This window comes from Burkholderia sp. RF4-BP95 (genome assembly GCF_001521985.1).
In the GTDB taxonomy this organism is placed as follows: domain Bacteria; phylum Pseudomonadota; class Gammaproteobacteria; order Burkholderiales; family Burkholderiaceae; genus Burkholderia; species Burkholderia diffusa.
Map to the genome: position 1 here is coordinate 18,606 of NZ_LOSX01000034.1, position 21,550 is coordinate 40,155.

At 66.1% G+C, this 21,550-nt stretch carries 18 protein-coding genes and 1 tRNA gene; 9 read left to right on the plus strand and 10 right to left on the minus strand.

Annotated elements, in window-relative coordinates; all coding sequences use genetic code 11:
- Nucleotides 1-161: 161 nt before the first annotated feature.
- The 6 genes from WS46_RS14415 to cysS all read right to left on the minus strand — a co-directional run bounded on the left by WS46_RS14415 (nucleotide 162) and on the right by cysS (nucleotide 6,793).
- Nucleotides 162-255, minus strand: a tRNA-Ser gene (locus tag WS46_RS14415).
- Between the two features lie 110 nt (nucleotides 256-365).
- On the minus strand, nucleotides 366-1,619 hold the full coding sequence (locus WS46_RS14420) for an aspartate kinase (protein WP_040144529.1): 1,254 nt from the start codon (nucleotides 1,617-1,619) through the stop codon (nucleotides 366-368).
- Between the two features lie 342 nt (nucleotides 1,620-1,961).
- Complete coding sequence (gene tilS, locus WS46_RS14425) at nucleotides 1,962-3,368, minus strand: tRNA lysidine(34) synthetase TilS (RefSeq protein ID WP_059690924.1); 1,407 nt, start codon at nucleotides 3,366-3,368, stop codon at nucleotides 1,962-1,964.
- 43 nt (nucleotides 3,369-3,411) lie between these two features.
- Entirely contained in the window at nucleotides 3,412-4,383 is a 972-nt protein-coding gene (locus WS46_RS14430; RefSeq protein WP_006478433.1) for an acetyl-CoA carboxylase carboxyltransferase subunit alpha, read from the minus strand.
- Nucleotides 4,384-4,482: 99 nt separating this feature from the next.
- Nucleotides 4,483-5,352 (minus strand): DNA-3-methyladenine glycosylase, encoded by an 870-nt coding sequence (locus WS46_RS14435; RefSeq protein WP_059690925.1) that lies wholly within the window; start codon nucleotides 5,350-5,352, stop codon nucleotides 4,483-4,485.
- A 43-nt stretch (nucleotides 5,353-5,395) separates the two neighbouring features.
- Nucleotides 5,396-6,793, minus strand: a complete 1,398-nt coding sequence (gene cysS, locus WS46_RS14440; protein ID WP_059535773.1) for a cysteine--tRNA ligase — start codon at nucleotides 6,791-6,793, stop codon at nucleotides 5,396-5,398.
- A gap of 234 nt (nucleotides 6,794-7,027) precedes the next feature.
- Here cysS and WS46_RS14445 point away from each other — a divergent pair, with 234 nt between their 5' ends.
- The 4 genes from WS46_RS14445 (at nucleotide 7,028) to WS46_RS14460 (ending at nucleotide 9,773) form a co-directional block, all read left to right on the plus strand.
- Entirely contained in the window at nucleotides 7,028-7,750 is a 723-nt protein-coding gene (locus WS46_RS14445; RefSeq protein ID WP_059535775.1) for a tetratricopeptide repeat protein, read from the plus strand.
- Nucleotides 7,751-7,789: 39 nt separating this feature from the next.
- Nucleotides 7,790-8,365 carry a peptidylprolyl isomerase gene (locus WS46_RS14450; RefSeq protein ID WP_012364186.1) on the plus strand — a complete coding sequence of 192 codons (576 nt, stop codon included), beginning with the start codon at nucleotides 7,790-7,792 and terminating at the stop codon, nucleotides 8,363-8,365.
- Between the two features lie 88 nt (nucleotides 8,366-8,453).
- Entirely contained in the window at nucleotides 8,454-8,945 is a 492-nt protein-coding gene (locus WS46_RS14455) for a peptidylprolyl isomerase (RefSeq protein WP_006483987.1), read from the plus strand.
- A 27-nt stretch (nucleotides 8,946-8,972) separates the two neighbouring features.
- The gene (locus WS46_RS14460; RefSeq protein WP_059535778.1) at nucleotides 8,973-9,773 is read left to right on the plus strand and encodes a UDP-2,3-diacylglucosamine diphosphatase; all 801 of its coding nucleotides are present in this window, start codon (nucleotides 8,973-8,975) and stop codon (nucleotides 9,771-9,773) included.
- Between the two features lie 39 nt (nucleotides 9,774-9,812).
- On the opposite strand, the gene cysE is transcribed toward WS46_RS14460, so the two are convergent.
- Both cysE and WS46_RS14470 read right to left on the minus strand, forming a co-directional pair.
- Nucleotides 9,813-10,586: a serine O-acetyltransferase gene (gene cysE, locus WS46_RS14465; protein WP_059535780.1), complete on the minus strand. Its 774-nt coding sequence runs from the start codon at nucleotides 10,584-10,586 to the stop codon at nucleotides 9,813-9,815.
- 316 nt (nucleotides 10,587-10,902) lie between these two features.
- The gene (locus WS46_RS14470) at nucleotides 10,903-11,727 is read right to left on the minus strand and encodes an RNA methyltransferase (protein ID WP_059535781.1); all 825 of its coding nucleotides are present in this window, start codon (nucleotides 11,725-11,727) and stop codon (nucleotides 10,903-10,905) included.
- A 279-nt stretch (nucleotides 11,728-12,006) separates the two neighbouring features.
- On the opposite strand from WS46_RS14470, the gene WS46_RS14475 reads away from it, so the two are divergent.
- The 3 genes from WS46_RS14475 (at nucleotide 12,007) to WS46_RS14485 (ending at nucleotide 15,685) form a co-directional block, all read left to right on the plus strand.
- Nucleotides 12,007-12,810 (plus strand): inositol monophosphatase family protein, encoded by an 804-nt coding sequence (locus WS46_RS14475; protein WP_059535783.1) that lies wholly within the window; start codon nucleotides 12,007-12,009, stop codon nucleotides 12,808-12,810.
- 109 nt (nucleotides 12,811-12,919) lie between these two features.
- Entirely contained in the window at nucleotides 12,920-14,542 is a 1,623-nt protein-coding gene (locus WS46_RS14480) for an NAD(P)/FAD-dependent oxidoreductase (protein WP_059690926.1), read from the plus strand.
- A 237-nt stretch (nucleotides 14,543-14,779) separates the two neighbouring features.
- Nucleotides 14,780-15,685, plus strand: coding sequence for an AraC family transcriptional regulator (locus WS46_RS14485; RefSeq protein WP_059690927.1), 906 nt, complete (start codon nucleotides 14,780-14,782; stop codon nucleotides 15,683-15,685).
- Between the two features lie 68 nt (nucleotides 15,686-15,753).
- Here the strand turns inward: WS46_RS14485 and WS46_RS14490 are convergent, their stop codons facing one another.
- On the minus strand, nucleotides 15,754-16,644 hold the full coding sequence (locus tag WS46_RS14490; protein WP_059690928.1) for an amino acid ABC transporter substrate-binding protein: 891 nt from the start codon (nucleotides 16,642-16,644) through the stop codon (nucleotides 15,754-15,756).
- A gap of 450 nt (nucleotides 16,645-17,094) precedes the next feature.
- Between WS46_RS14490 and mutS the strand changes: the two genes are divergently transcribed.
- Both mutS and WS46_RS14500 read left to right on the plus strand, forming a co-directional pair.
- Entirely contained in the window at nucleotides 17,095-19,752 is a 2,658-nt protein-coding gene (gene mutS, locus WS46_RS14495) for a DNA mismatch repair protein MutS (protein WP_059690929.1), read from the plus strand.
- Nucleotides 19,733-21,004 carry a hypothetical protein gene (locus WS46_RS14500; protein WP_059690930.1) on the plus strand — a complete coding sequence of 424 codons (1,272 nt, stop codon included), beginning with the start codon at nucleotides 19,733-19,735 and terminating at the stop codon, nucleotides 21,002-21,004. Before mutS ends, WS46_RS14500 begins: the two co-directional genes overlap by 20 nt.
- Here WS46_RS14500 and WS46_RS14505 read toward each other — a convergent pair.
- The gene (locus tag WS46_RS14505; RefSeq protein WP_059535798.1) at nucleotides 20,984-21,526 is read right to left on the minus strand and encodes a peptidylprolyl isomerase; all 543 of its coding nucleotides are present in this window, start codon (nucleotides 21,524-21,526) and stop codon (nucleotides 20,984-20,986) included. The two genes, WS46_RS14500 and WS46_RS14505, sit on opposite strands and share 21 nt — an antisense overlap.
- Nucleotides 21,527-21,550 lie beyond the last annotated feature (24 nt).

Consider the following 21,550-nt stretch of genomic DNA (forward strand, 5'->3'; position numbering starts at 1 on the left):
CGCGCGAGGCGATACGCCTATTTAGCGCATGAGCGCCGCTCAAGTCGAGCATTGATTGGCTGTCCGGACGAAGCGTGGCGCCGGGCGGCAGGCCCGTAATCGGAGCGGCAAAAGAAAAAGCCCCGCAAGTCCGAGAACTTGCGGGGCTTTGTCACCGCTTTTGGCGGAGACGGAGGGATTCGAACCCTCGATCCAGGTTTTGGCCCAGATGCTCCCTTAGCAGGGGAGTGCCTTCGACCTCTCGGCCACGTCTCCCAAACTTTCGCTCGCACCAGGGAGGCAGTGCGACGAGAACAAGATCATATAGGGTTTGGAGCCGTTGGTCAATTTCTATGATGCATTTTCTTCAATGCATCACGAAAAATTCACGCGGCCTGATCGAGCTCGAATGCCTTGTGCAGTGCGCGGACAGCCAGCTCCATGTATTTCTCGTCGATCAGCACCGAAATCTTGATTTCGGACGTCGAGATCATCTGGATGTTGATGCCCTCTTCCGACAGCGTGCGGAACATCTTGCTCGCGACGCCCACGTGCGAACGCATGCCGACGCCGACGACCGACACCTTCGACACCTTCGGGTCGCCCTGCACGCGCTCGGCGCTCACATGGCCCTGCACCTGGTTGGTGAGGATGTCCATTGCCTTCTGGTAGTCGCCGCGGCCGACCGTGAACGTGAAGTCCGTCTTCCCTTCGACGCTCTGGTTCTGGATGATCATGTCGACGTCGACGTTCGCGTCGGCGACCGGGCCGAGAATCTGATACGCGATGCCCGGCTTGTCGGGCACGCCCATCACCGCAATGCGGGCTTCGTCGCGCTGGAACGCGATGCCGGAAATGACTGCCTTTTCCATGGTCTCGTCTTCTTCAAAAGTAATCAGGGTGCCCGAGCGCATTTCTTCGTCGAGCGCAATCAGCGGATCGGTCAGGCTCGACAGCACGCGCGTCTTCACCTGGTATTTGCCGGCGAATTCGACCGAGCGGATCTGCAGGACCTTCGAGCCGAGGCTGGCCATTTCCAGCATTTCCTCGAACGTCACGCGATCGAGGCGACGCGCCTCTTCGACCACGCGCGGGTCGGTCGTGTAGACGCCGTCGACGTCGGTGTAGATCAGGCACTCTTCGGCATCCAGCGCGGCCGCGACCGCCACCGCCGACGTGTCCGAGCCGCCACGGCCCAGCGTCGTGATGTGGCCATCCGGATCGACGCCCTGGAAGCCCGTGATGATCACGACCTTGCCGGCGTTCAGATCGGCCTTCACGCGCTCGTCGTCGATCGAGTGGATACGCGCCTTCGTGAACGCGCTGTCGGTCTTGATCGGCACTTGCCAGCCGGCATAGCTCACGGCTTCGACGCCGATTTCCTGCAGCGCGATCGACAGCAGGCCGACGCTGACCTGCTCGCCCGTCGACGCGATCATGTCGAGCTCGCGCGGGCTCGGCTGGCTCGAAATCTCTTTCGCGAGACCGAGCAGGCGGTTGGTTTCGCCGGACATCGCGGACGGCACGACCACCATCTGGTGCCCGGCCTGATGCCATTTTGCGACGCGTTTCGCGACGTTCTTGATGCGCTCGACCGAGCCCATCGAAGTGCCGCCGTATTTGTGTACGATGAGTGCCATTGTCGTTCTGAACTGAAGGAGAAGCCGCACGGGCGCGCAGGGCAGGCCGAGTTGCCGTTCGGTCACGCGGCTTGTGGCTGTGGACGGACGACGAGGGGGACGGCTGGGACGCAACACGCAAGCGTGACGGATTTTGCCCGGAAGGCCGATCAGGCCGCGCAAACCGGGTACGTCACGCGGAAAACCTGCACAAATCGCTCAAAAATCGAGCCGAGCAAACGACCGAGCGTACCCGATAGAGGCCCGCTTGACAAGCCGCCCGCCGGTTTGGCAAGCGTTCCGGCGCTGTTTACCAAATGGTGAAAACCGGCGCGCGATCGCGCGGCCGGAAGCGTGCCGCCGCTACGCGATCAGCAGGTCGGGACGCCACTCGATCCGGCGCCACCCGCCGTCGCCGGACAGCCCGTCGCCATGATTCACGCCGAGCCGCGGCACGTAGACGAGCCGGTCGCCCGCGAACAGCAGCGGCACGTCGCGCTGCCAGGCCGGCACGCCGCGCTCCTGGAACAGATTCTTCAGCGTGCGGCCCGGGCCGCCAGGTGACGTACGCAGCCGCTCGCCGCCCGCGCGGGCGCGCGCGGCAAGCTCGGCGCTTCGCAGCAGCGCCTCCGGCACCGCACCGTCGCTGCCGGCTTCGGCCGGCGCGAACACGAACGTGCCGCGCCATGCCGGCACGTGCCAGACTTCCTGGCCGTCCCACGCAAGCGAGGATTCGGGATGCGGCGTTCCGGTGCCGTCGTCGGCCGGCTCGGCGCTGTCGCCCGCCTCCCAGTACACGGTGTCGCGATAGAGCCGCAGACACTGCCCGGCATGATCGACCCGCAGCGCATGCGCGTCGTGCGCGGCGCGCAGTTGCCGCATCATGTTCGCGAGCCGCCCTGCCGATGCGCCGGGCAAGCCGAGCCGGCGCATCCAGAAACGCAGCAGGTTCGCGCCGCGCGTGTCGTCGAAGGCGACCAGCGCATCGCGCGACAGCGCGCGGCCGTCGTCACGCGCGGCGCCGGCGAAATCCAGTTCGGCGAGATCGTCGAGCAGCCGCTGCGCGGCGGCCGCATGCTGGGCCGCGCGGCCGAGCGCATCGCGAAAGCCCGGGAAATGCACGGCGAGCGACGGCAGCACGTCAAGGCGCAGCGCATTGCGCGCATAGCGCGTGTCGGCGTTCGATTCGTCGTCGATCCACGTCAGCCCGCGCTGCGCGGCGTAGCGCTCCAGTTGCGCGCGCAACAATCGCAGCAGCGGTCGCACGCGCTCGACGCTCGCACCGTCAGGGCGATAACGCGGCGCCATCGCGGCCAGGCCGGCGATGCCCGCACCGCGGAGCAGCTGCAGCAGCACGGTCTCCGCCTGGTCGTCGGCATGCTGCGCGACCCAGAGCGCGGCCACGCCATGACGTTCGCACATCACGTCGAGCGCCGCATAGCGGCGCTCGCGCGCGCTCGCCTCGATGCCGAGGCCGCTGTCGCGCGGCACGTCGACACGCTCAGATTCGAACACGACGCCGAGTCGCTCGGCCTCCTCCTGCGCATGCGCGACCCATGCGTCGGCGTTCGCGCTCAGGCCGTGATGCACGTGCAGCGCGACGCAGCGCGATGCGCCCGCCACGCGCACGGCCGCGTCGAGCAGCACGGTCGAGTCGAGGCCGCCGCTGTACGCGATCGCGATGCGCGCATCGGCCGGCAGATCGGCAAGCGCAACGCCGACCGCGTCGAGAACGACGCGGTCGGCGGAGAATTCGGTCGAGGGGATCACGAGACAGACGCGCGCCGGACGGCGCGCGATGCGAACACGCCGGTCATGCGCCGGGCGTGGTTTCCTTGAACTTGCCGTAGGCCATCAGGCGCTCGAAGCGGCGCTCGCGCAGCGCATCGATGCTCATGCCCTGGAACTGACGCAGCGAATCGGCGAGCGCACGGCGCAGCAGCGCGGCCATGCCCTTCGGATCGCGGTGCGCGCCGCCGAGCGGCTCGTTGATGATCTTGTCGATCAGGCCGAGCGCCTTCAGGCGATGCGCGGTCAGGCCCAGCGCTTCCGCTGCCTCGGGCGCCTTCGCCGCGCTCTTCCACAGGATCGACGCGCAGCCTTCCGGCGAGATCACCGAATAGGTCGAGAACTGCAGCATCATCACGGTGTCGGCCACGGCGATCGCGAGCGCGCCGCCCGAACCGCCCTCGCCGATCACGGTCGTGATGATCGGCGTCTTCAGTTCGGCCATGACGTACAGGTTGCGGCCGATCGCCTCCGACTGGCCGCGCTCTTCCGCGCCGATGCCCGGGTACGCGCCCGGCGTGTCGACGAACGTGAAGATCGGCAGCCCGAACTTCTCGGCGAGACGCATCAGGCGTTCGGCCTTGCGATAGCCTTCCGGACGCGGCATCCCGAAGTTGCGCGCCGCGCGTTCCTTCGTGTCGCGCCCCTTCTGATGGCCGATCACCATGCACGGATGGCCGCCGAAGCGCGCGAGACCGCCGACGATCGAAAGATCGTCCGCGAATGCGCGGTCGCCATGCAGTTCGTGAAAATCGGTAAACAGTTCCGCAACGTAATCGAGCGTGTACGGACGCTGCGGATGCCGCGCGATCTGCGAGACCTGCCACGGCGACAGATTCGCGTAGAGGTCCTTCGTCAGTTGCTGGCTCTTCTTCGACAGACGCTCGATTTCTTCCGAAATATCGACAGCCGAGTCGTCCTGCACGAATCGCAGCTCTTCGATCTTGGCCTCGAGTTCGGCGATCGGCTGTTCGAAATCCAGAAACGTGGTCTTCATGTGTTTGAATCCTTGGGTCTTGCGGCAGCGCGTATTCTACCCGCGCGGGCGATGTGCAAGACCGGTTCTCAACTATTGATGTTTAAAACCCGATAGCCGTCAATCGGCGTCGGCGTCCGGCGTGTCGAGGCTGCGCCACATGTACCAGGTCGCGACGGTACGCCACGGCTCCCAGTTGGCGGCCACTTCGCGCGCCTCGCTGCGCGTGACGGGCTCCCCGCTGAAGTAATTGACGCTGATCGCGCGGATCAGGCCCGGATCGTCGAGCGGCAGCACGTCCGGTCGCGACAGGTTGAAGATCAGGAACATCTCGGCCGTCCAGCGGCTGATGCCGCGGATCTGCGTGAGTTCGGCGATCACGTCCTCGTCGTCCATCGATGTCCATTTGTCGACGTGCAGCGCGCCGGACACGAAGTGTTGCGCGAGGTCGAGAATATATTCCGTCTTGCGCTTCGACAATCCGCACGCGATCAGCTTGTCCGCCCCGAGCCGGATGACCGGCTGCGGCGCGAGCTTCGGACACGCATCCTCGATGCGCGCCCACAGCGCCTGCGCGGACGGCACCGAAATCTGCTGGCCGACGACCGAACGCGCGAGCGTGACGAACGGGTCGCCGCGCTTCACGAGATGCGCGGGGCCGAACTTCGGGATCAGTTTCTTCAGGATGCGGTCGCGCTTGACGAGATCGGCGCACGCCTTGTCCCAGTATGCGGGGCGCACGACACCATCGGTGCCGTCGACTGCCGCATCGGCAGCACGCACCTTGCGGGCCGCGTCGGCGGCCGCCATCGCGACCTCCGGCTGCGCCGCGTCCGCGCCCTTCCCGCGTGCGGGCTTCGCATGACCGTTGAGCGCGCCGTTCGGCACGGCGCGCGTCGCGTCCGCCTTCGCCGCTGGCGCGCGCTTGGCCGCCGGACGCGCGGCGAGCGGAGTCGCGCGCCTGACCGGCGCTTTTCTGGCCGTTGCCATCTTGCCTCCTACCTGACGGATCGGTCAGTGGAACGCACCGCGCTCATACGCGACGCCATTCGGTCGATCCGCCCGGTTTGTCTTCAAGTGCGATGCCGGCGTCGAGCAGTTCCGCCCGAATCCGGTCCGCTTCGGCATAGTCCTTCGCTTGCTTCGCCGCGACACGCGCGGCGATCTTCGCTTCGATTTCGTCGGCTGCGAGCCCGCCTGCCTGCGCGGCACCCGTGCCCTGCTGCAGGAACGCGCGCGGTTCGCGGCCAAGCAGGCCCAGCAGGCCCGCCAGCTGTTTCAGTTGCCGCGCGAGCGATGCATCGCGCGTGCGGTTGACTTCGCCCGCCAGCTCGAACAGCGTCGCCACCGCGACCGGCGTGTTGATGTCGTCGTTCATCGCGGCCGCGAAACGCTGCGCATGCGGCTCGTTCCAGTCGAGCGCGAGCGCGTCGGGCTCGACATCCTTCAGCGCCGTATACAGGCGCGTGAGCGACGCGCGCGCATCGTCGAGATGCACGTCGCTGTAGTTGAGCGGCGACCGGTAGTGCGTGCGCACGATGAAGAAGCGCATGACCTCGGCGTCGTAGCGCTCGAGCACTTCGCGGATCGTGAAGAAGTTGCCGAGCGATTTCGACATCTTCTCGTTGTCGACCTGCACGAAGCCGTTGTGCATCCAGTAATTGACGAACGTCTGGCCGGTCGCGCCTTCGCTCTGCGCGATCTCGTTCTCGTGGTGCGGGAATTGCAGGTCCTGGCCGCCGCCGTGGATGTCGAAATGCTCGCCGAGCAGCGTGCAGCCCATCGCGGAGCACTCGATGTGCCAGCCCGGCCGGCCCATCCCGTACTTCGATGCCCACGACGCGCCTTCCGGGTCGTCCGACTTCGCGCGCTTCCACAGCACGAAATCGAGCGGATCTTCCTTCGCATCGTTCGCGGCGACGCGCTCGCCCGCACGCAGATCGTCGAGCGACTTGCCCGACAGCTTCCCGTAGTTGGCGAACTTGCGCACCGAATAATTGACGTCGCCGTCGGTCGCCTGGTACGCGTAGCCATTCGCCTCGAGCTGCTCGATCATCCCGAGCATCTGCGGAATGAACTGCGTCGCGCGCGGCTCGATGTCCGGCCGCTGGATGCCGAGCGCCGCCTCATCCTCGTGCATCGCGCCGATGAACCGGTCGGTCAACGACTTGATCGTCTCGCCGTTCTCGACCGCGCGGCGGATGATCTTGTCGTCGATGTCGGTGATGTTGCGCACGTACGTGACCCGATAGCCGATCGCACGCAGCCAGCGCTGGACGAGGTCGAACACGACCAGCATGCGCGCGTGGCCCACGTGACAATAGTCGTAGACGGTGATCCCGCATACGTACATCCGCACTTCGCCTGACTGGCGCGGCACGAAAACTTGCTTGTCACGCGCGAGCGTGTTGTAGATGCGCAGTGATTCCATAGAGATGAACCGTGAGCCGAAGGAAACCGCCCTGGCGAAGCTCGCCCAGCATGCGAAACGGACGGACCACCTGCCGCGGCACGACGCCGCGCGTCCTCGGTATCACATGGGGCGGTCAGGCTGCAAGCACAGCGGTGACGGCCACGAGAGGCAAAGAAAGACTATCTGCGGCTCGCCGGAACGCGCAGACGTTTTGTTAGAATGGGTCGGAGTATAACATTCCGATTTACGCCTATGAAACCTCATCGCGGCCGCGCGCCGAGCGCTGCGACCCTCGTTGCGACCGCCGTCATGGGCGTCGCACTGACGCTTTTCGCGGCCCCCGCGGCATACGCGCAAAAGGCCCCGGCCACCGCCGACGGCACGCCCGAAATCGACGGGTCGATCGCCGGCAAGCAGTGGAAGCAGGCGCTCGCGCAACTCGACGCGCGCATCGCGTCGAATCCGCACGACGTGCAGGCGCAGTTCAAGCGCGGCACCGTGCTCGCCCGCCTGAACCGCGACGACGACGCGATCCAGCAGTTCGTCGCGATCACGCAGGCCTACCCCGAACTGCCCGAACCGTACAACAACCTCGCGGCACTCTACGCGAAGCACGGCCGCTACGACGAGGCGCGCAGCGCGCTCGTCACCGCGACGCAATCGAACCCGAGCTACTCGCTCGCGTACGAGAACCTCGGCGACCTTTATCTGCGCCTCGCGGCCGAATCGTACAAGCGCGCGCAATCGCTCGGCCGCACGAGCGGCGCGACCGCCCAGCGCCTCGCCGACCTGCAGAAGATCGTGTCACCGCCGAAGGCGGCGGCGAACGCACGCGCCGTCACGCCTGCGACGCGCGCGTACACCGATCGCGCCGCCGCGAACGTGAGCACCACCACGCTGCCGATGTCGCCGACGTTCCAGTTCAACGGTCCGTCCGGCGCGCTGACAGCGCCGTACGTCGCGCCGTCGCAGTAAGCGGCGCAACCTTTCTTCCCTCCCAATCTGAGGATCGCAATGAAACGTCTGTTGCTGGCGCTTGGCGGCGCCGCCCTTCTCGCGACCGCGCCCGCGTTCGCGCAATCGGCCACCGCGCACCCCGTCGTGCAGCTGAAGACCTCGCAGGGCGACATCCGCGTCGAGCTCTATCCGGAGAAGGCGCCGAAGACGGTCGCCAACTTCCTCGATTACGTGAAGGCCGGCCAGTACAACGGCACGATCTTCCATCGCGTGATCAAGGGCTTCATGATCCAGGGCGGCGGCTACAAGACCAACTTCGAGGAGAAGCCGACCCGCGCGCCGATCCCGCTGGAAAGCCGCAATGGTCTGAAGAACCTGACGGGCACGATCGCGATGGCGCGTACCAGCGATCCGAATTCGGCCACCGCGCAGTTCTTCATCAACACGGTCGACAACAGCGGCCTCGACTACCCGAACCCGGACGGCAACGGCTATGCGGTGTTCGGCAAGGTCGTGTCGGGCCTCGACGTCGTGAAGAAGATCGAAGGCGTGGCGACGACCTCGCGCGGCCCGATGCAGGACGTGCCGGCCCAGCCGGTCCTGATCGAATCGGCCAGCATCGTCTCGAAATAAGCACCTGCCGGCACGTCCGGCGCCACACGCGGCCGCGTCGCACGACCGGCCGCGTGCCATTTAAACCGCCTTACCGAAGGAATTCATCATGGTTGAACTGCACACGAACCACGGCGTGATCAAGCTCGAGCTGGACGCCGCCAAGGCACCGAAGACGGTCGAGAACTTCCTCAACTACGTGAAGAAGGGTCACTATGACGGCACGGTGTTCCACCGCGTGATCAACGGCTTCATGATTCAAGGCGGCGGCTTCGAGCCGGGCCTGAAGCAGAAGCCGACCGACGCGCCGATCGACAACGAAGCGAACAACGGCCTGAAGAACGACAACTACACGATCGCGATGGCGCGCACGAACGATCCGCACTCGGCGACCGCCCAGTTCTTCATCAACGTGAACGACAACGACTTCCTGAACCACTCGTCGCCGACGCCGCAGGGCTGGGGTTACGCCGTGTTCGGCAAGGTCGTCGAAGGCCAGGACGTGGTCGACAAGATCAAAGGCGTCAAGACGGGCAACGCGGGCTTCCACCAGGACGTCCCGACCGACGACGTCGTGATCGAAAAGGCCGTGGTGGTCTGACGCATAGTCCGTTACGGAGGCACTTCGATGTTGCAGGAGAGTCCGCCGCGAAGCGTCTCCGCGGGCGTGCCGGGCGAGCGCGAATACGCGCAAGCCGCACGCCCGTTCCTGTTTCTCTCCGATCTGCACCTGAGCGAGGCGATTCCGAAGACGGTCGCCGCGTTCGAGCATTTCGTGAAATACACGGCCGACAGCGCCGACTCGGTGTTCATCCTCGGCGACCTGTTCGAATACTGGATCGGCGACGACGTGCTCGACCACGATCCGTTCGCGGCGCGCATGGCCGCGCTGATGCATACGTTCTCGGAACGCGGGATCGCGCTCTACGTGATGCACGGCAATCGCGATTTCCTGCTCGGCCGGCGCTTCATGAAGGCGGCCGGCGCGATGCTGCTGCCCGATCCGGCGCTGATCACGTCGTTCGGCCAGCGCATCGTGCTCGCCCACGGCGACGCGCAATGCACGGCCGATCGCGGCTACCAGATATTTCGGCGGTTTGCCCGCAATGGCGTCGCGCAGGCGCTGTTTCTCGCGTGGCCGTTCCGCTGGCGCCGCGCGCTCGCGCAACGGATGCGCTCGAACAGCGAAGCGGGCCGGATGCGCCCCGCCTCGCCGCTCTACGACGTCACGCGCGAAGGCATCGCCGCGCTGTTCCGGAAGAGCCGCGCGAGCGTGATCATTCACGGCCACACGCATCGCCCCGCAAGCCACGCCGAACCGGGCGGGATTCGCTGGGTATTGCCCGACTGGGATCTCGACCACGGCATGCCGCGCGGCGGCTATCTGCGCGTCGACGCCGAAGGCATCCACGCGATGCCGCTCGACTGACGCGATCGGCGCTGCCGGCGGCCGCCGGCATGCGCCGCGTTACGACTGGCGCTCGAGCGCCTTGCCTTCCAGCACCGCCGACAGCCTGCGCAGGTCGAGACGCGCCGCGTCCGCGCCCTGCAGCGTTTCCAGATGCGTACCGAGTTGCTCGAGCGCCGCGACGATCTCGTCCACGCGCCGGCTTTCCTTCGCCGCGTGGTCGATCAGGCCGTGAATCGCGAGCGACATCGGGTCGTCCGCGTTCGGCGTGATCCCGTACGCGCAGAACGCGGCGCGCTCGGGCTGCGGCTTCGATTGCGCCGGCATCACGATGCGCGCCGGATTGCCGACCGCGGTGCCGCCTGCCGGCACCGGCTTCACGACGACCGCGTTGGAACCGATCTTCGCACCCGCGCCGACCGTGAAACCGCCGAGCACCTTCGCGCCCGCGCCGACGATCACGCCGGCCTCGAGCGTCGGATGGCGCTTCGCGCCGCGCGTGAGCGACGTGCCGCCGAGCGTCACGCCCTGATAGATCGTGCAGTCGTCGCCGACGATCGCGGTTTCGCCGATCACGACACCCATCCCGTGATCGATGAACACGCGCCGGCCGATCGTCGCGCCCGGGTGAATCTCGATACCCGTCAGGAAGCGCCCGGCCTGCGACGCGAAGCGTGCGAGCCAGTAGCGCTTCGCGCGCCAGCACGCATGCGCGAAGCGATGCAGCACGAGCGCGTGCAGCCCCGGATAACAGGTCAGCACTTCCCAGGCACTGCGAGCGGCGGGATCCCGCTCGCGAATCGTCGCAACGTCTTCGCGCAGTCTAGTGAACATGATCTGGTCTGGGCTGGGGAAAAGGCCGGCGTGCCCCGCCGGCAAAGGCCGGCCGTTATCGCACCGGGTAATTTGCTTATGACGTCCGGCGATTGTAGGGCCACTCGCGCGCGGCCGCACGGCGTCGCGCGTTCACCCCGCCGGCGGCACGGGTATTCGTGCGGACCGCCCGTCGCGACGGATCGACGCGGCCTTCCGTTGGATCGGCGCGCATCAGGTCACCGACATCGAGCGGTCGATGCAATGCGGCGTTCGCGGGCGGGGACGCAGCCGTGCAGCGCGCAAGCGCCCGGCAGCAGCCGGCGTGCCGGGCCGCTTACGCGTCGCCGTCGGGCGTGCCGGATTTCAGCAGAATGTGCTTCGCGATGCCGCGCAAGATGTTGACTTCCTCGCGCTCGAGACCGGTGCGTGCGAACAGGCGCCGCAGCCGCGGCATCAGCTTCTTCGGGTTGCGCGGATCGAGAAAATCGAGCGCGATCAGCGCGTTCTCGAGGTGCGCGTACATCCGCTCGATCTCGTCGCTCTGCGCGAGCGTGCCGGCTTCGGCCTGCGCTTGATGCGACGGCCCGCTCCCCTGCTCCAGGAGCGCGACGCGCAGTTCATATGCGAGCACCTGCACGGCCTGCGCGAGGTTCAGCGAACTGTAAGCCGGATTCGCGGGGATGTGCGCGAGCGCGCTGCACTGCTCGACGTGCTCGTTCGCGAGGCCCGTGCGCTCGTTGCCGAACACGAGCGCGATGTCGCCGGTGCCGACCTGCGCGCGCGCCTGTTCGGCGGCCGCGCGCGGCGCAAGGCGCGGCGGCCCGTATTCGCGCGCGCGGGCAGTCAGCGCGATCGACCACTGGACGCCGGACAGCGCGTCGCCGAGCGTGGGCACGACATGCGCGGACGCGAGGACGTCATCCGCGCCGCTCGCCATCGCGATCGCCTCGGGATCGCTCTGCACGTGCGGCACGCGCGGCGCGACCAGTACGAGCCTGGAGAAACCCATCGTCTTCAGCGCACGGGCGGCCGCCCCGACATTGCCGGGATGGCTCGGCTCGACGAGCACGAAGCGGGTGGACGTGAAGCCGCCGGACGGCGGCGGGGACGAGGCCGCGCCCGATTCGGACGGCGCGGCAGGGTTCTGCGGGGTTTCCACTACATACGACTCGGTTCATCAGAATGGCAGTATGGTATCGCCATCGCCCCGGCAAACCCACTCGTCCGGACGGCCAGTGGGGTTTCCCCGCATTCCGGCCACCTGAAACTCTCGAAAATCGGGTAAAATCATGCGTTTACGTGTCGCATCCCGTGCGACACGGGTCGTACCCTGCTCTTTGTCAATTCGCGTCTCATCTCGCCCGGCACGTTTGCGCCGTTCCGGGCGGTGTGTTCCACTTCGTGGCGGCCCATGCCGCCGGCTACAGGATCCAGGCTCATGCATCCCATGCTCAACATCGCTGTCAAGGCTGCGCGCCGCGCCGGACAGATCATCAACCGTGCCTCGCTCGACCTCGACCTGATCGAGATCCGCAGGAAACAGCAGAACGACTTCGTCACCGAAGTGGACAAGGCCGCCGAAGAGGCGATCATCGAGACGCTGAAGACCGCCTACCCCGACCACGCGATCCTCGCGGAAGAATCGGGCGAATCCGAGAACGAATCCGAATTCAAGTGGATCATCGATCCGCTCGACGGCACGACCAACTTCATCCACGGCTTCCCGTACTACTGCGTGTCGATCGCGCTCGAGCACAAGGGTGTCGTCACGCAGGCCGTCGTCTACGATCCGAACAAGAACGACCTGTTCACGGCTACCCGCGGCCGCGGCGCGTACCTGAACGACCGCCGCATCCGCGTCGGCCGTCGCGACCGCCTGGCGGACGCGCTGGTCGGCACCGGCTTCCCGTTCCGCGAGAAGGACGGCCTCGACGCATATGCGCGCCTGTTCACCGAAATGACGCAGGCCTGCACGGGGCTGCGCCGTCCGGGCGCGGCCGCGCTCGATCTCGCGAACGTCGCGGCCGGCCGTCTCGACGCATTCTTCGAGCAGGGCATCAACGTGTGGGACATGGCGGCGGGCAGCCTGCTGATCACCGAAGCCGGCGGCCTCGTCGGCAACTACACGGGCGACGCCGACTTCCTGCATCGTCATGAGATCGTCGCGGCGAACCCGAAGATCTACGCGCAGATGATCCCGATCCTGAACCGCTACAGCCGCGTGCATCCGGCAGCGGAGTAAATCCGGGCCGCGCCCGCGCGGCGCGGCTGACGCAGCACCCTGCCGCCAGCGCGCCGCCCCGCCCGTCTCAACACCGCCACGACTTCGTGGCGACCGTATCCGAATACTCATGTTACGGCTAAGCGAACTTAAACTCCCACTCGACCACCCCGAGAGCGCCCTCGAAGCCGCGATCCGCGCGCGCCTCGCGGAGCTTGGCGTGCCGGCAGACGGGCTCCTCCGTTACACGGTGTTCCGCCGTGCGCACGATGCGCGCAAGCGCGCCGACATCAAGCTCACGTATATCGTCGACGTCGAAGTCAAGGACGAAGCGGCCGTGCTTCCGCGACTCGCCGGCACGCCGCATTGCGGCGTGACGCCCGACATGGCGTACCACTTCGTCACGAAGGCGCCCGAGCACGCCGACTTCCTGCGCCCGGTCGTCATCGGCATGGGGCCGTGCGGCCTGTTTGCCGGCCTGATCCTCGCGCAGATGGGTTTCCGCCCCATCATCCTCGAGCGCGGCAAGGCCGTGCGCGAGCGCACCAAGGACACCTTCGGCCTGTGGCGCAAGAGCGTCCTCAATCCCGAGTCCAACGTGCAGTTCGGCGAAGGCGGCGCCGGGACGTTTTCCGACGGCAAGCTTTACAGCCAGATCAAGGATCCCCATCACTACGGCCGCAAGGTGCTCGACGAATTCGTCAAGGCCGGTGCACCGGAAGACATCCTGTACCTGAGCCGGCCGCACATCGGCACGTTCCGCCTCGTGAGCATGGTGGAAAAGATGCGCGCGACCATCCACGAACTGGGCGGTGAAGTGCGCTTCGAAACCCGGGTCGAGGACATCGAAATCGACCAGGGCAAGGTGCGCTCGCTGACGCTGTCGAACGGCGAAACGCTCCGGTGCGATCACGTGGTGCTGGCCGTGGGCCACAGCGCGCGCGACACGTTCCAGATGCTGCACGATCGCGGCGTGTATGTCGAAGCGAAACCGTTCTCGCTGGGCTTCCGGATCGAACATCCGCAGGGGCTGATCGATCGCAGCCGCTTCGGCAAGTTCGCCGGTCACAAGCAACTCGGTGCGGCCGACTACAAGGTCGTCCATCACTGCAGCAACGGCCGCGCGGTCTACAGCTTCTGCATGTGCCCCGGGGGCACGGTGGTCGCGGCGACTTCCGAGCCGGGCCGCGTGGTCACCAACGGCATGAGCCAGTATTCCCGCGCCGAGCGCAACGCGAATGCGGGCATCGTCGTCGGCATCACGCCGGAAGACTATCCGGGCGGCCCGCTGGCGGGCATCGCGTTCCAGCGCAAATGGGAAGAACGCGCGTTCGAACTCGGCGGCGGCGATTACAGCGCGCCCGGGCAGCTGGTCGGTGATTTCATCGCGGGCCGGCCGTCGACGTCGCTCGGCTCCGTGGTGCCGTCGTACAAACCGGGCGTGCGCCCGACCGACCTCAGCACCGCGCTGCCCGACTACGTGATCGAAGCCATTCGTGAAGCGCTGCCGCAGATCGACAAGAAGATCGCCGGCTTCGCGATGCACGACGCGGTGCTCACCGGCGTGGAGACGCGCACGTCGTCCCCGATCCGGATCCGGCGCAAGGACGATTACCAGAGCGTGAACGTCGAAGGGCTGTATCCGGCCGGCGAAGGCGCCGGGTATGCGGGCGGCATCTATTCGGCAGCGATCGACGGTATCGAAGTCGCGCAGGCGGTGGCGCTCGATCTGATGTCGGCGCACACGTCCTGATATTGCAGGACGGACTCGGCGCACGTACGCCCGTGCGCCGAGTGAAGCCGGCATTTTCAATGCCCGCCCGGGGCGAGTTCGAATCGCCGCATCGGACCGACGGTCTCCGATCTCGATCGCCGGCCTTTGCGATGCGCCGCGGCCATTCAGAGGCCGATGTGCCGGACACGACCGGCGCCGGGCCAAATTTCGCTTTGGTATACTTCGCGGCCAAGCCCTCTACGTTTCCCCGCATCCATGGCCGCCGCACAGTCGGACAACGCGTCATCTGATTTCATGCCGGCTGACCTCAGGCAAAGCGTGGTCACGCAAACCTTGCCGCATTCCCAGGTCGGCATCAGCCGACTGAAGACATCTCGTAGAAATATTGGCCGAACTGCGCCGTATGAACTCGAAGACGCCGATCTCATCGTGCTGCAATTGCGCGCGTTCGGCGAACAGGAATTGTGGCTTGACGGACGTGTTGCGCGTTTCGTCCCCTACGACGCGGGGACCGTCACGATTCATGACCTCGATCGCAGATGGGTTTCCGATCTCAAGGGAGCGTTCGATTGCATCCATTTTCACCTCCCTCGCCGAACGCTGGAGGAGACAGTCGATGAAATCGGCGGCAGACAGCGACCACAGCTTTACTTGCCGCCGCACTTGAGTGCGACGGATCCGATCATCCATCGCCTGGGCCAGGCTCTGCTCCCCGCTTTAGCGCGGCCCGAGCATGCGTCTCAGCTCTTTATCGACCATGTCGCGCTCGCCTTCCAGGCGCATGTCGCGCGCCTGTATGGCGGCGTCAGCGAGCGCCGGGAGAAGTCGACCTGCAAACTCACGGCGTGGCAGGAGCGAATGGCGAAAGGACTTCTTCTCGAACACCTTACCGGGAACATCTCGATTGCCGACGTGGCGAGAGCATGCGGCCTGTCTCGCGGCCATTTCGTCAAAGCCTTTCATCAGACCACCGGGTTACCGCCCCATCGCTGGCTGATCAACCAGCGTATCGAGCGAGCGATGATGTACATGCGCACGTCGTCCATGCCCCTGCAAATGATCTCGGACGCATGCGGCTTCGCCGACCAGAGCCACTTCACGAGAACATTCACGCGCGTCACCGGCGTGACACCGCGTCGTTGGCGCACGGACAACGCTTGAGGATCGCATGATTCGACAAGTCCTGGTGCACGACGCTACGCCACGACCTGCGCCCGGCCGATGGCTCGTCACTGTGCAGGTCGATCGCTTCGCGTGACCAGATTTCCCTTTAGCGCCGCGCTCATCGGCATGTCGAGATTCGCGCCGCGTGGCGGAATCGGCGATTCAAACCACTTTGCGTACAGGCGAGTGAATTCGCCGCTCTTCATGAGCCGAGTGAGCGTGCCGTCGACGAGTCGCTTGAACGCCGGATCGTCTTTGCGCACCATGCATGCGTACGGCTCCACCTGCAGCGCGTCTCCCGCCACGGCCCACGCACTCGGGTCGTCCGCGTTGGCCCTGAGCCCGTAAAGCAGCACGTCATCGAGGGCGAGCGCTGCCGCTTTGTCGTCCGCGACGATTTTTAGTGCGTCGGCGTAGTCCTTTGTCAGCACGACTTCGGCATCGATGTGCTGCGCTTCGAGCTGGCGCCGCAGCGTTTTTTCGTTCGTACTCCCGCCGACTGTCGCGACGGCCTTATGCGCGAGGTCGGCATAGTCGCCAATGCCCGACGCCCGTTTGGCCATCAGCCGCGTGCCGGCATAAAAGTAATTGATCGAAAACGCGACGTCCTTGCCACGCGCCGACGTGTTGGTCGTCGACCCGCACTCCAGATCGTAGGTGCCATTGACGAGCAGCGGAATTCGATTTTGACCGGTGACCGGCACGTAAGCGACCTTCAGATCCGGTCTGCGAAGTGCCTTGCGAACGTCGTCGACGATTGCTTCCGTTACGTCCATCGAAAAACCGACGGCTTTATGCGGTGTCAGCAGATAGCTGAACGGCACGGCGGCTTCCCTGTACGAAACGACGATTTGATTGGACCGGGAGATTTTGTCCAACGTCTGCGCATTGGCAGTCATCGACACGGCGTACCCCGCGAACAACGCGGCGAGCATGGCAAATGATGGGGATCTCATGATGCCTCTTTCACGACGTTTTCTCTGCAGAAGCTCGATGTGCCGAGCCGTCTCCGTCAGTAGCGGACCGCACGTCGTATCCCTTGCCGCGCGTCCATCGATTCCGACGTGAATTCACTTTAAGCGGAGTCGATCGCCCCCGATTGATTCAGGTCAACAGCGCGGCCGTCTTGGAACGAGTGCCCGGAGAGGATTTCAGCGCGACGCTGCAAGTCGTATCGAGATCCGGTTGGCCGACAGGCCGCCTGCCCGCCTTGGCTGATTCATCAGCGTCATGCCGGCAAGACAAACACCGGCGCCATCCCTTGGGACCATCCGAGCGGCCAGGAATCGATGCCGGACACGGAGCCGTATCGCGCGATCTGCTGGCCTATCGGCCAACTTCGACCGAATTCGTCGAAGCCACTGGTAAACTCGGGGCAACTCAAGCAACAAATTCATGCCGGATCTATGACCACGCTGTCGCCCGAGGCCTTTGCAGGCCACACTCCGATGATGCAGCAGTACCTGCGCATCAAGGCCGATCACCCCGACACGCTCGTCTTTTACCGGATGGGCGACTTCTACGAGCTGTTCTTCGAGGATGCGGAGAAAGCGGCGCGTCTGCTCGATCTGACCCTGACGCAACGCGGCGCATCGGCCGGGACGCCGATCAAGATGGCCGGCGTCCCGCATCACGCGGTCGAACAGTATCTGGCGAAGCTCGTGAAGATGGGCGAATCGGTCGCGATCTGCGAGCAGATCGGCGACCCCGCGACGTCGAAGGGGCCGGTCGAACGCAAGGTCGTGCGCGTCGTCACGCCCGGCACGCTGACCGACGCGGCGCTGCTGTCCGACAAGAACGACGTCTACCTGCTCGCGATGTGCACGGGGCACAACAAGCGTGGCGTGGCGGTCAACATCGGCCTCGCGTGGCTGAACCTCGCAAGCGGCGCGCTAAGGCTCGCCGAAATCGAACCCGAGCAGCTCGGTGCCGCGCTCGAACGCATCCGGCCGGCCGAGATCCTCACGGCGGACGGCGCGACCGACGCCGTGCCCGCCGGCGCCGGCGCGATCAAGCGCGTGCCGGCATGGCACTTCGATATCGCGTCGGGCACGCAGCGCCTGTGCGACCAGCTCGACGTCGCGGGCCTCGACGGCTTCGGCGCGCATTCGCTGACGAGCGCATGCGGCGCTGCCGGCGCACTGCTGCTATACGCGGCCGCCACACAGGGTCAGCAACTGCGTCACGTGCGCAGTCTGAAGGTCGAGAACGAAACCGAATACATCGGGCTCGATCCGGCAACGCGCCGCAACCTCGAACTGACCGAAACGCTGCGCGGCACCGAATCGCCGACGCTGTACTCGCTGCTCGACACCTGCTGCACGACGATGGGCAGCCGCCTGCTGCGTCACTGGCTGCATCACCCGCCGCGCGCGTCCGTCGCCGCGCAGTCACGCCAGCAAGCAATCGGCGCGCTGCTCGAGGCGCCCGTGAACGCGAGCCTCGACGCACTGCGAACAGCCCTGCGTCAGATCGCCGACGTCGAGCGGATCACCGGGCGTCTCGCGCTGCTGTCCGCACGCCCGCGCGATCTGTCGAGCCTGCGCGACACGTTCGCGGCGCTGCCCGCGCTGCGCGAACGCATCAGCGCGATCGTCGCGAACGCGGATGCGCTCACGCGCGTCGATGCGGCGCTCGCGCCGCCCGCCGAATGTCTCGACCTGCTGACGAGCGCGATCGCCCCCGAGCCTGCCGCGATGGTGCGCGACGGCGGCGTGATCGCGCGCGGCTACGATGCGGAGCTCGACGAGCTGCGCGACATCTCCGAGAACTGCGGGCAGTTCCTGATCGATCTCGAGGCGCGCGAGCGTACCCGCACCGGCATCGCGAACCTGCGCGTCGAATACAACAAGGTGCACGGCTTCTACATCGAGGTCACGCGCGGCCAGACCGACAAGGTGCCGGACGACTATCGCCGCCGCCAGACGCTGAAGAACGCCGAGCGCTACATCACGCCCGAGCTGAAGACTTTCGAGGACAAGGCGCTGTCCGCGCAGGAACGCGCGCTGGCCCGCGAGCGCGCGCTGTACGACGGCGTGCTGCAGGCACTGCTGCCGTTCATTGCCGAGTGTCAGCGCGTCGCGTCGGCGCTCGCGGAGCTCGACGTGCTCGCCGCGTTCGCCGAGCGCGCCCGCACGCTCGACTGGGTTGCGCCCGCCTTCACCGACGAAATCGGCATCGAGATCGAACAGGGGCGTCACCCCGTCGTCGAAGCGCAGGTCGAGCAGTTCATCGCGAACGACTGCCGATTCGGCGCCGAGCGCAAACTGCTGCTGATCACCGGCCCGAACATGGGCGGTAAGTCGACCTTCATGCGGCAGACGGCGCTGATCGCGCTGATGGCGTACGTCGGCAGCTACGTGCCGGCGAAGTCGGCCTGCTTCGGCCCGATCGACCGGATCTTCACGCGGATCGGCGCGGCCGACGACCTCGCCGGCGGCCGCTCGACCTTCATGGTCGAGATGACCGAAGCGGCTGCGATCCTGAACGACGCGACACCGCAGAGCCTCGTGCTGATGGACGAAATCGGCCGCGGCACGTCGACGTTCGACGGCCTCGCGCTCGCATGGGCCATCGCGCGCCATCTGCTGGCGCAAAACGGCTGCTACACGCTGTTCGCGACGCATTACTTCGAGTTGACGCAACTGCCCGCGGAATTCCCGCAAGCGGCCAATGTCCATCTGTCAGCCGTCGAGCACGGTCACGGCATCGTATTCCTGCATGCGGTCAACGAAGGCCCGGCGAACCAGAGCTACGGGCTGCAGGTTGCGCAACTCGCGGGCGTGCCGGCACCGGTGATCCGCGCCGCGCGCAAGCATCTCGCATATCTCGAACAGCAGTCGGCCACGCAGCATACGCCGCAGCTCGACCTGTTCAGCGCGCCGCCCGCCGCGGCCGACGAACTCGAATGCGCGGATGCGCCCGCGCCGTCCGACACTTCGCATCCGGCACTCGAAAGGCTGCGCGACATCGATCCCGACGACCTCAAGCCGCGCGACGCGCTCGACCTGCTGTACGAACTGCGCACGCTCGTCCGCTCGCACGATGCCGACGGGCACGCATAAACGCACCCCGTCGGGCTGGCCGGCCCGGGCCACCGCTGCGCTGGTCGCGGCGATGCTCGCGCTGGCGCAGGCCGGCGCGCTGGCCGCGCCGCCCAAACGAGCCGCCGCCCCCTATTCGTTCGCGGTCGTGTCGGGCGTCATCGACGCACCGGCCGACGAACCTGCCGCACAGCGGCTGTTCGAATCGATCGCGCGCGAGCGCAATCTGGCCTTCGTCGTCTATGCAGGCAACATCAAGGGTGCGAAGGAAGCCTGCCGCGATTCGCTGTATACGCAGCGCGGCGCGATCCTGGATGCATCGCGCGTGCCGCTCGTGTTCATTCCCGGTCACGACGACTGGGTGACGTGCAATACGGCGGCAGGCGGCAGCTACGACCCGGTCGAACGCCTGGACTTCCTGCGTCAGACGCTACTGGCCGACGCGGCGCTGCCCGACGCCGGCGCGCTGCAGATCACGCGCGAAAGCGAAGTCGCCCGCTTCCGGCCCTATCGCGAAAACGCGCGCTGGCTGCATGACGACGTCGTCTACGTCACGCTGAACGCACCGGCGCCGAACAATCACTATCTGACGGCCGGCGGGCGCAACGGCGAATTCGAGGACCGCATCATCGCGAATGGCTTCTGGATCGACCACGCGGCCGAATATGCGAAGCGGCGCGAAGCGCGCGCGATGGTGGTGATGTTCGAAGGCGATCCGCAGTTCGATCGCTATGAGCGTGCCGAACGCTTTGCGTGGTTGCGTTTCAACCGGCCGCGCGTCCGCGACGGCTTTCGTGAACTGAAACGAACGCTGGTGAAGGCGGCAGCGACATTCCGCGGCGCGATCCTGGTGATGCACGCGAGCAGCGAGCCGCTTGCGAACGGCTTCCTGATCGATCGCCCGCTGCATGCGGACGACGGCGCGCTGGTGGGAAATGTGACGCGTGTCGCGATCGGACCGCGTCATCCGGCGAATCAGTGGGTGAAGGTCAACGTGTCGCCGGCGCGGCAGACCATCTTCAACGTGAGCGTGCAGGACGTCCCGAAGAATCTACCGATTCCGCCCGCGCTGCCGGCCGTGCCGCGCGACGAGGTCCCGCTGCCGCAGATGCCGGAGATCCCGGCCTTGCCGGCATTGCCCGACTCGTCGTCGGTCGCGCCGCCGCTGCAGGGCGACGGCACGACTCCGGGCGGCGCTTCGTGGCCCGCGCCGCCCCCTGCTTCAGGGCCGGCGCCGGGCCTGCCCGCCAGCTCAGTGCAGGGTACGCCCTGACGGCGCTTCGCCGTCCTCGTCTTCGTCCTCGTCGACGATTTCGAGGCCTTCCGCGCCATGCGCGTGCTCATGCTCGATCTCGTCCTCGGTCGCTTCGCGAACGTCCTTGACCGTCAGCGCGAAACGCAGCGCCATGCCCGCGAGCGGGTGGTTGCCGTCGAGCACGACCTTGTCCTCGGCGATGTCGGTGACCGTGTAGATCAGCGAATCCACTTCCTCGTCGCCGTCTTCCGGCGTGCCTTCGAACTGCATGCCCACTTCGATCGGCTCGGGAAAACGATCGCGCGGCTCGATCTTCACGAGTTCGGGATCGTAGTCGCCGAACGCGTCCTGCGGCTCGAGCTGAATCTGCGCCTGGTAGCCAGGCTCCTGGCCGTCGAGCTGTTCCTCGATCTTGGGGAACGTGCCATCATAGCCGCCGTGCAGATAAACCATCGGCTCGTCGCTTTCCTCGATCAGATTGCCTTGCGCATCCGACAGCTTGTAAGTGACCGACACGACGGTGTTTTTTGCGATTTTCATCCAATTCTCCCAAATACAAGTCTC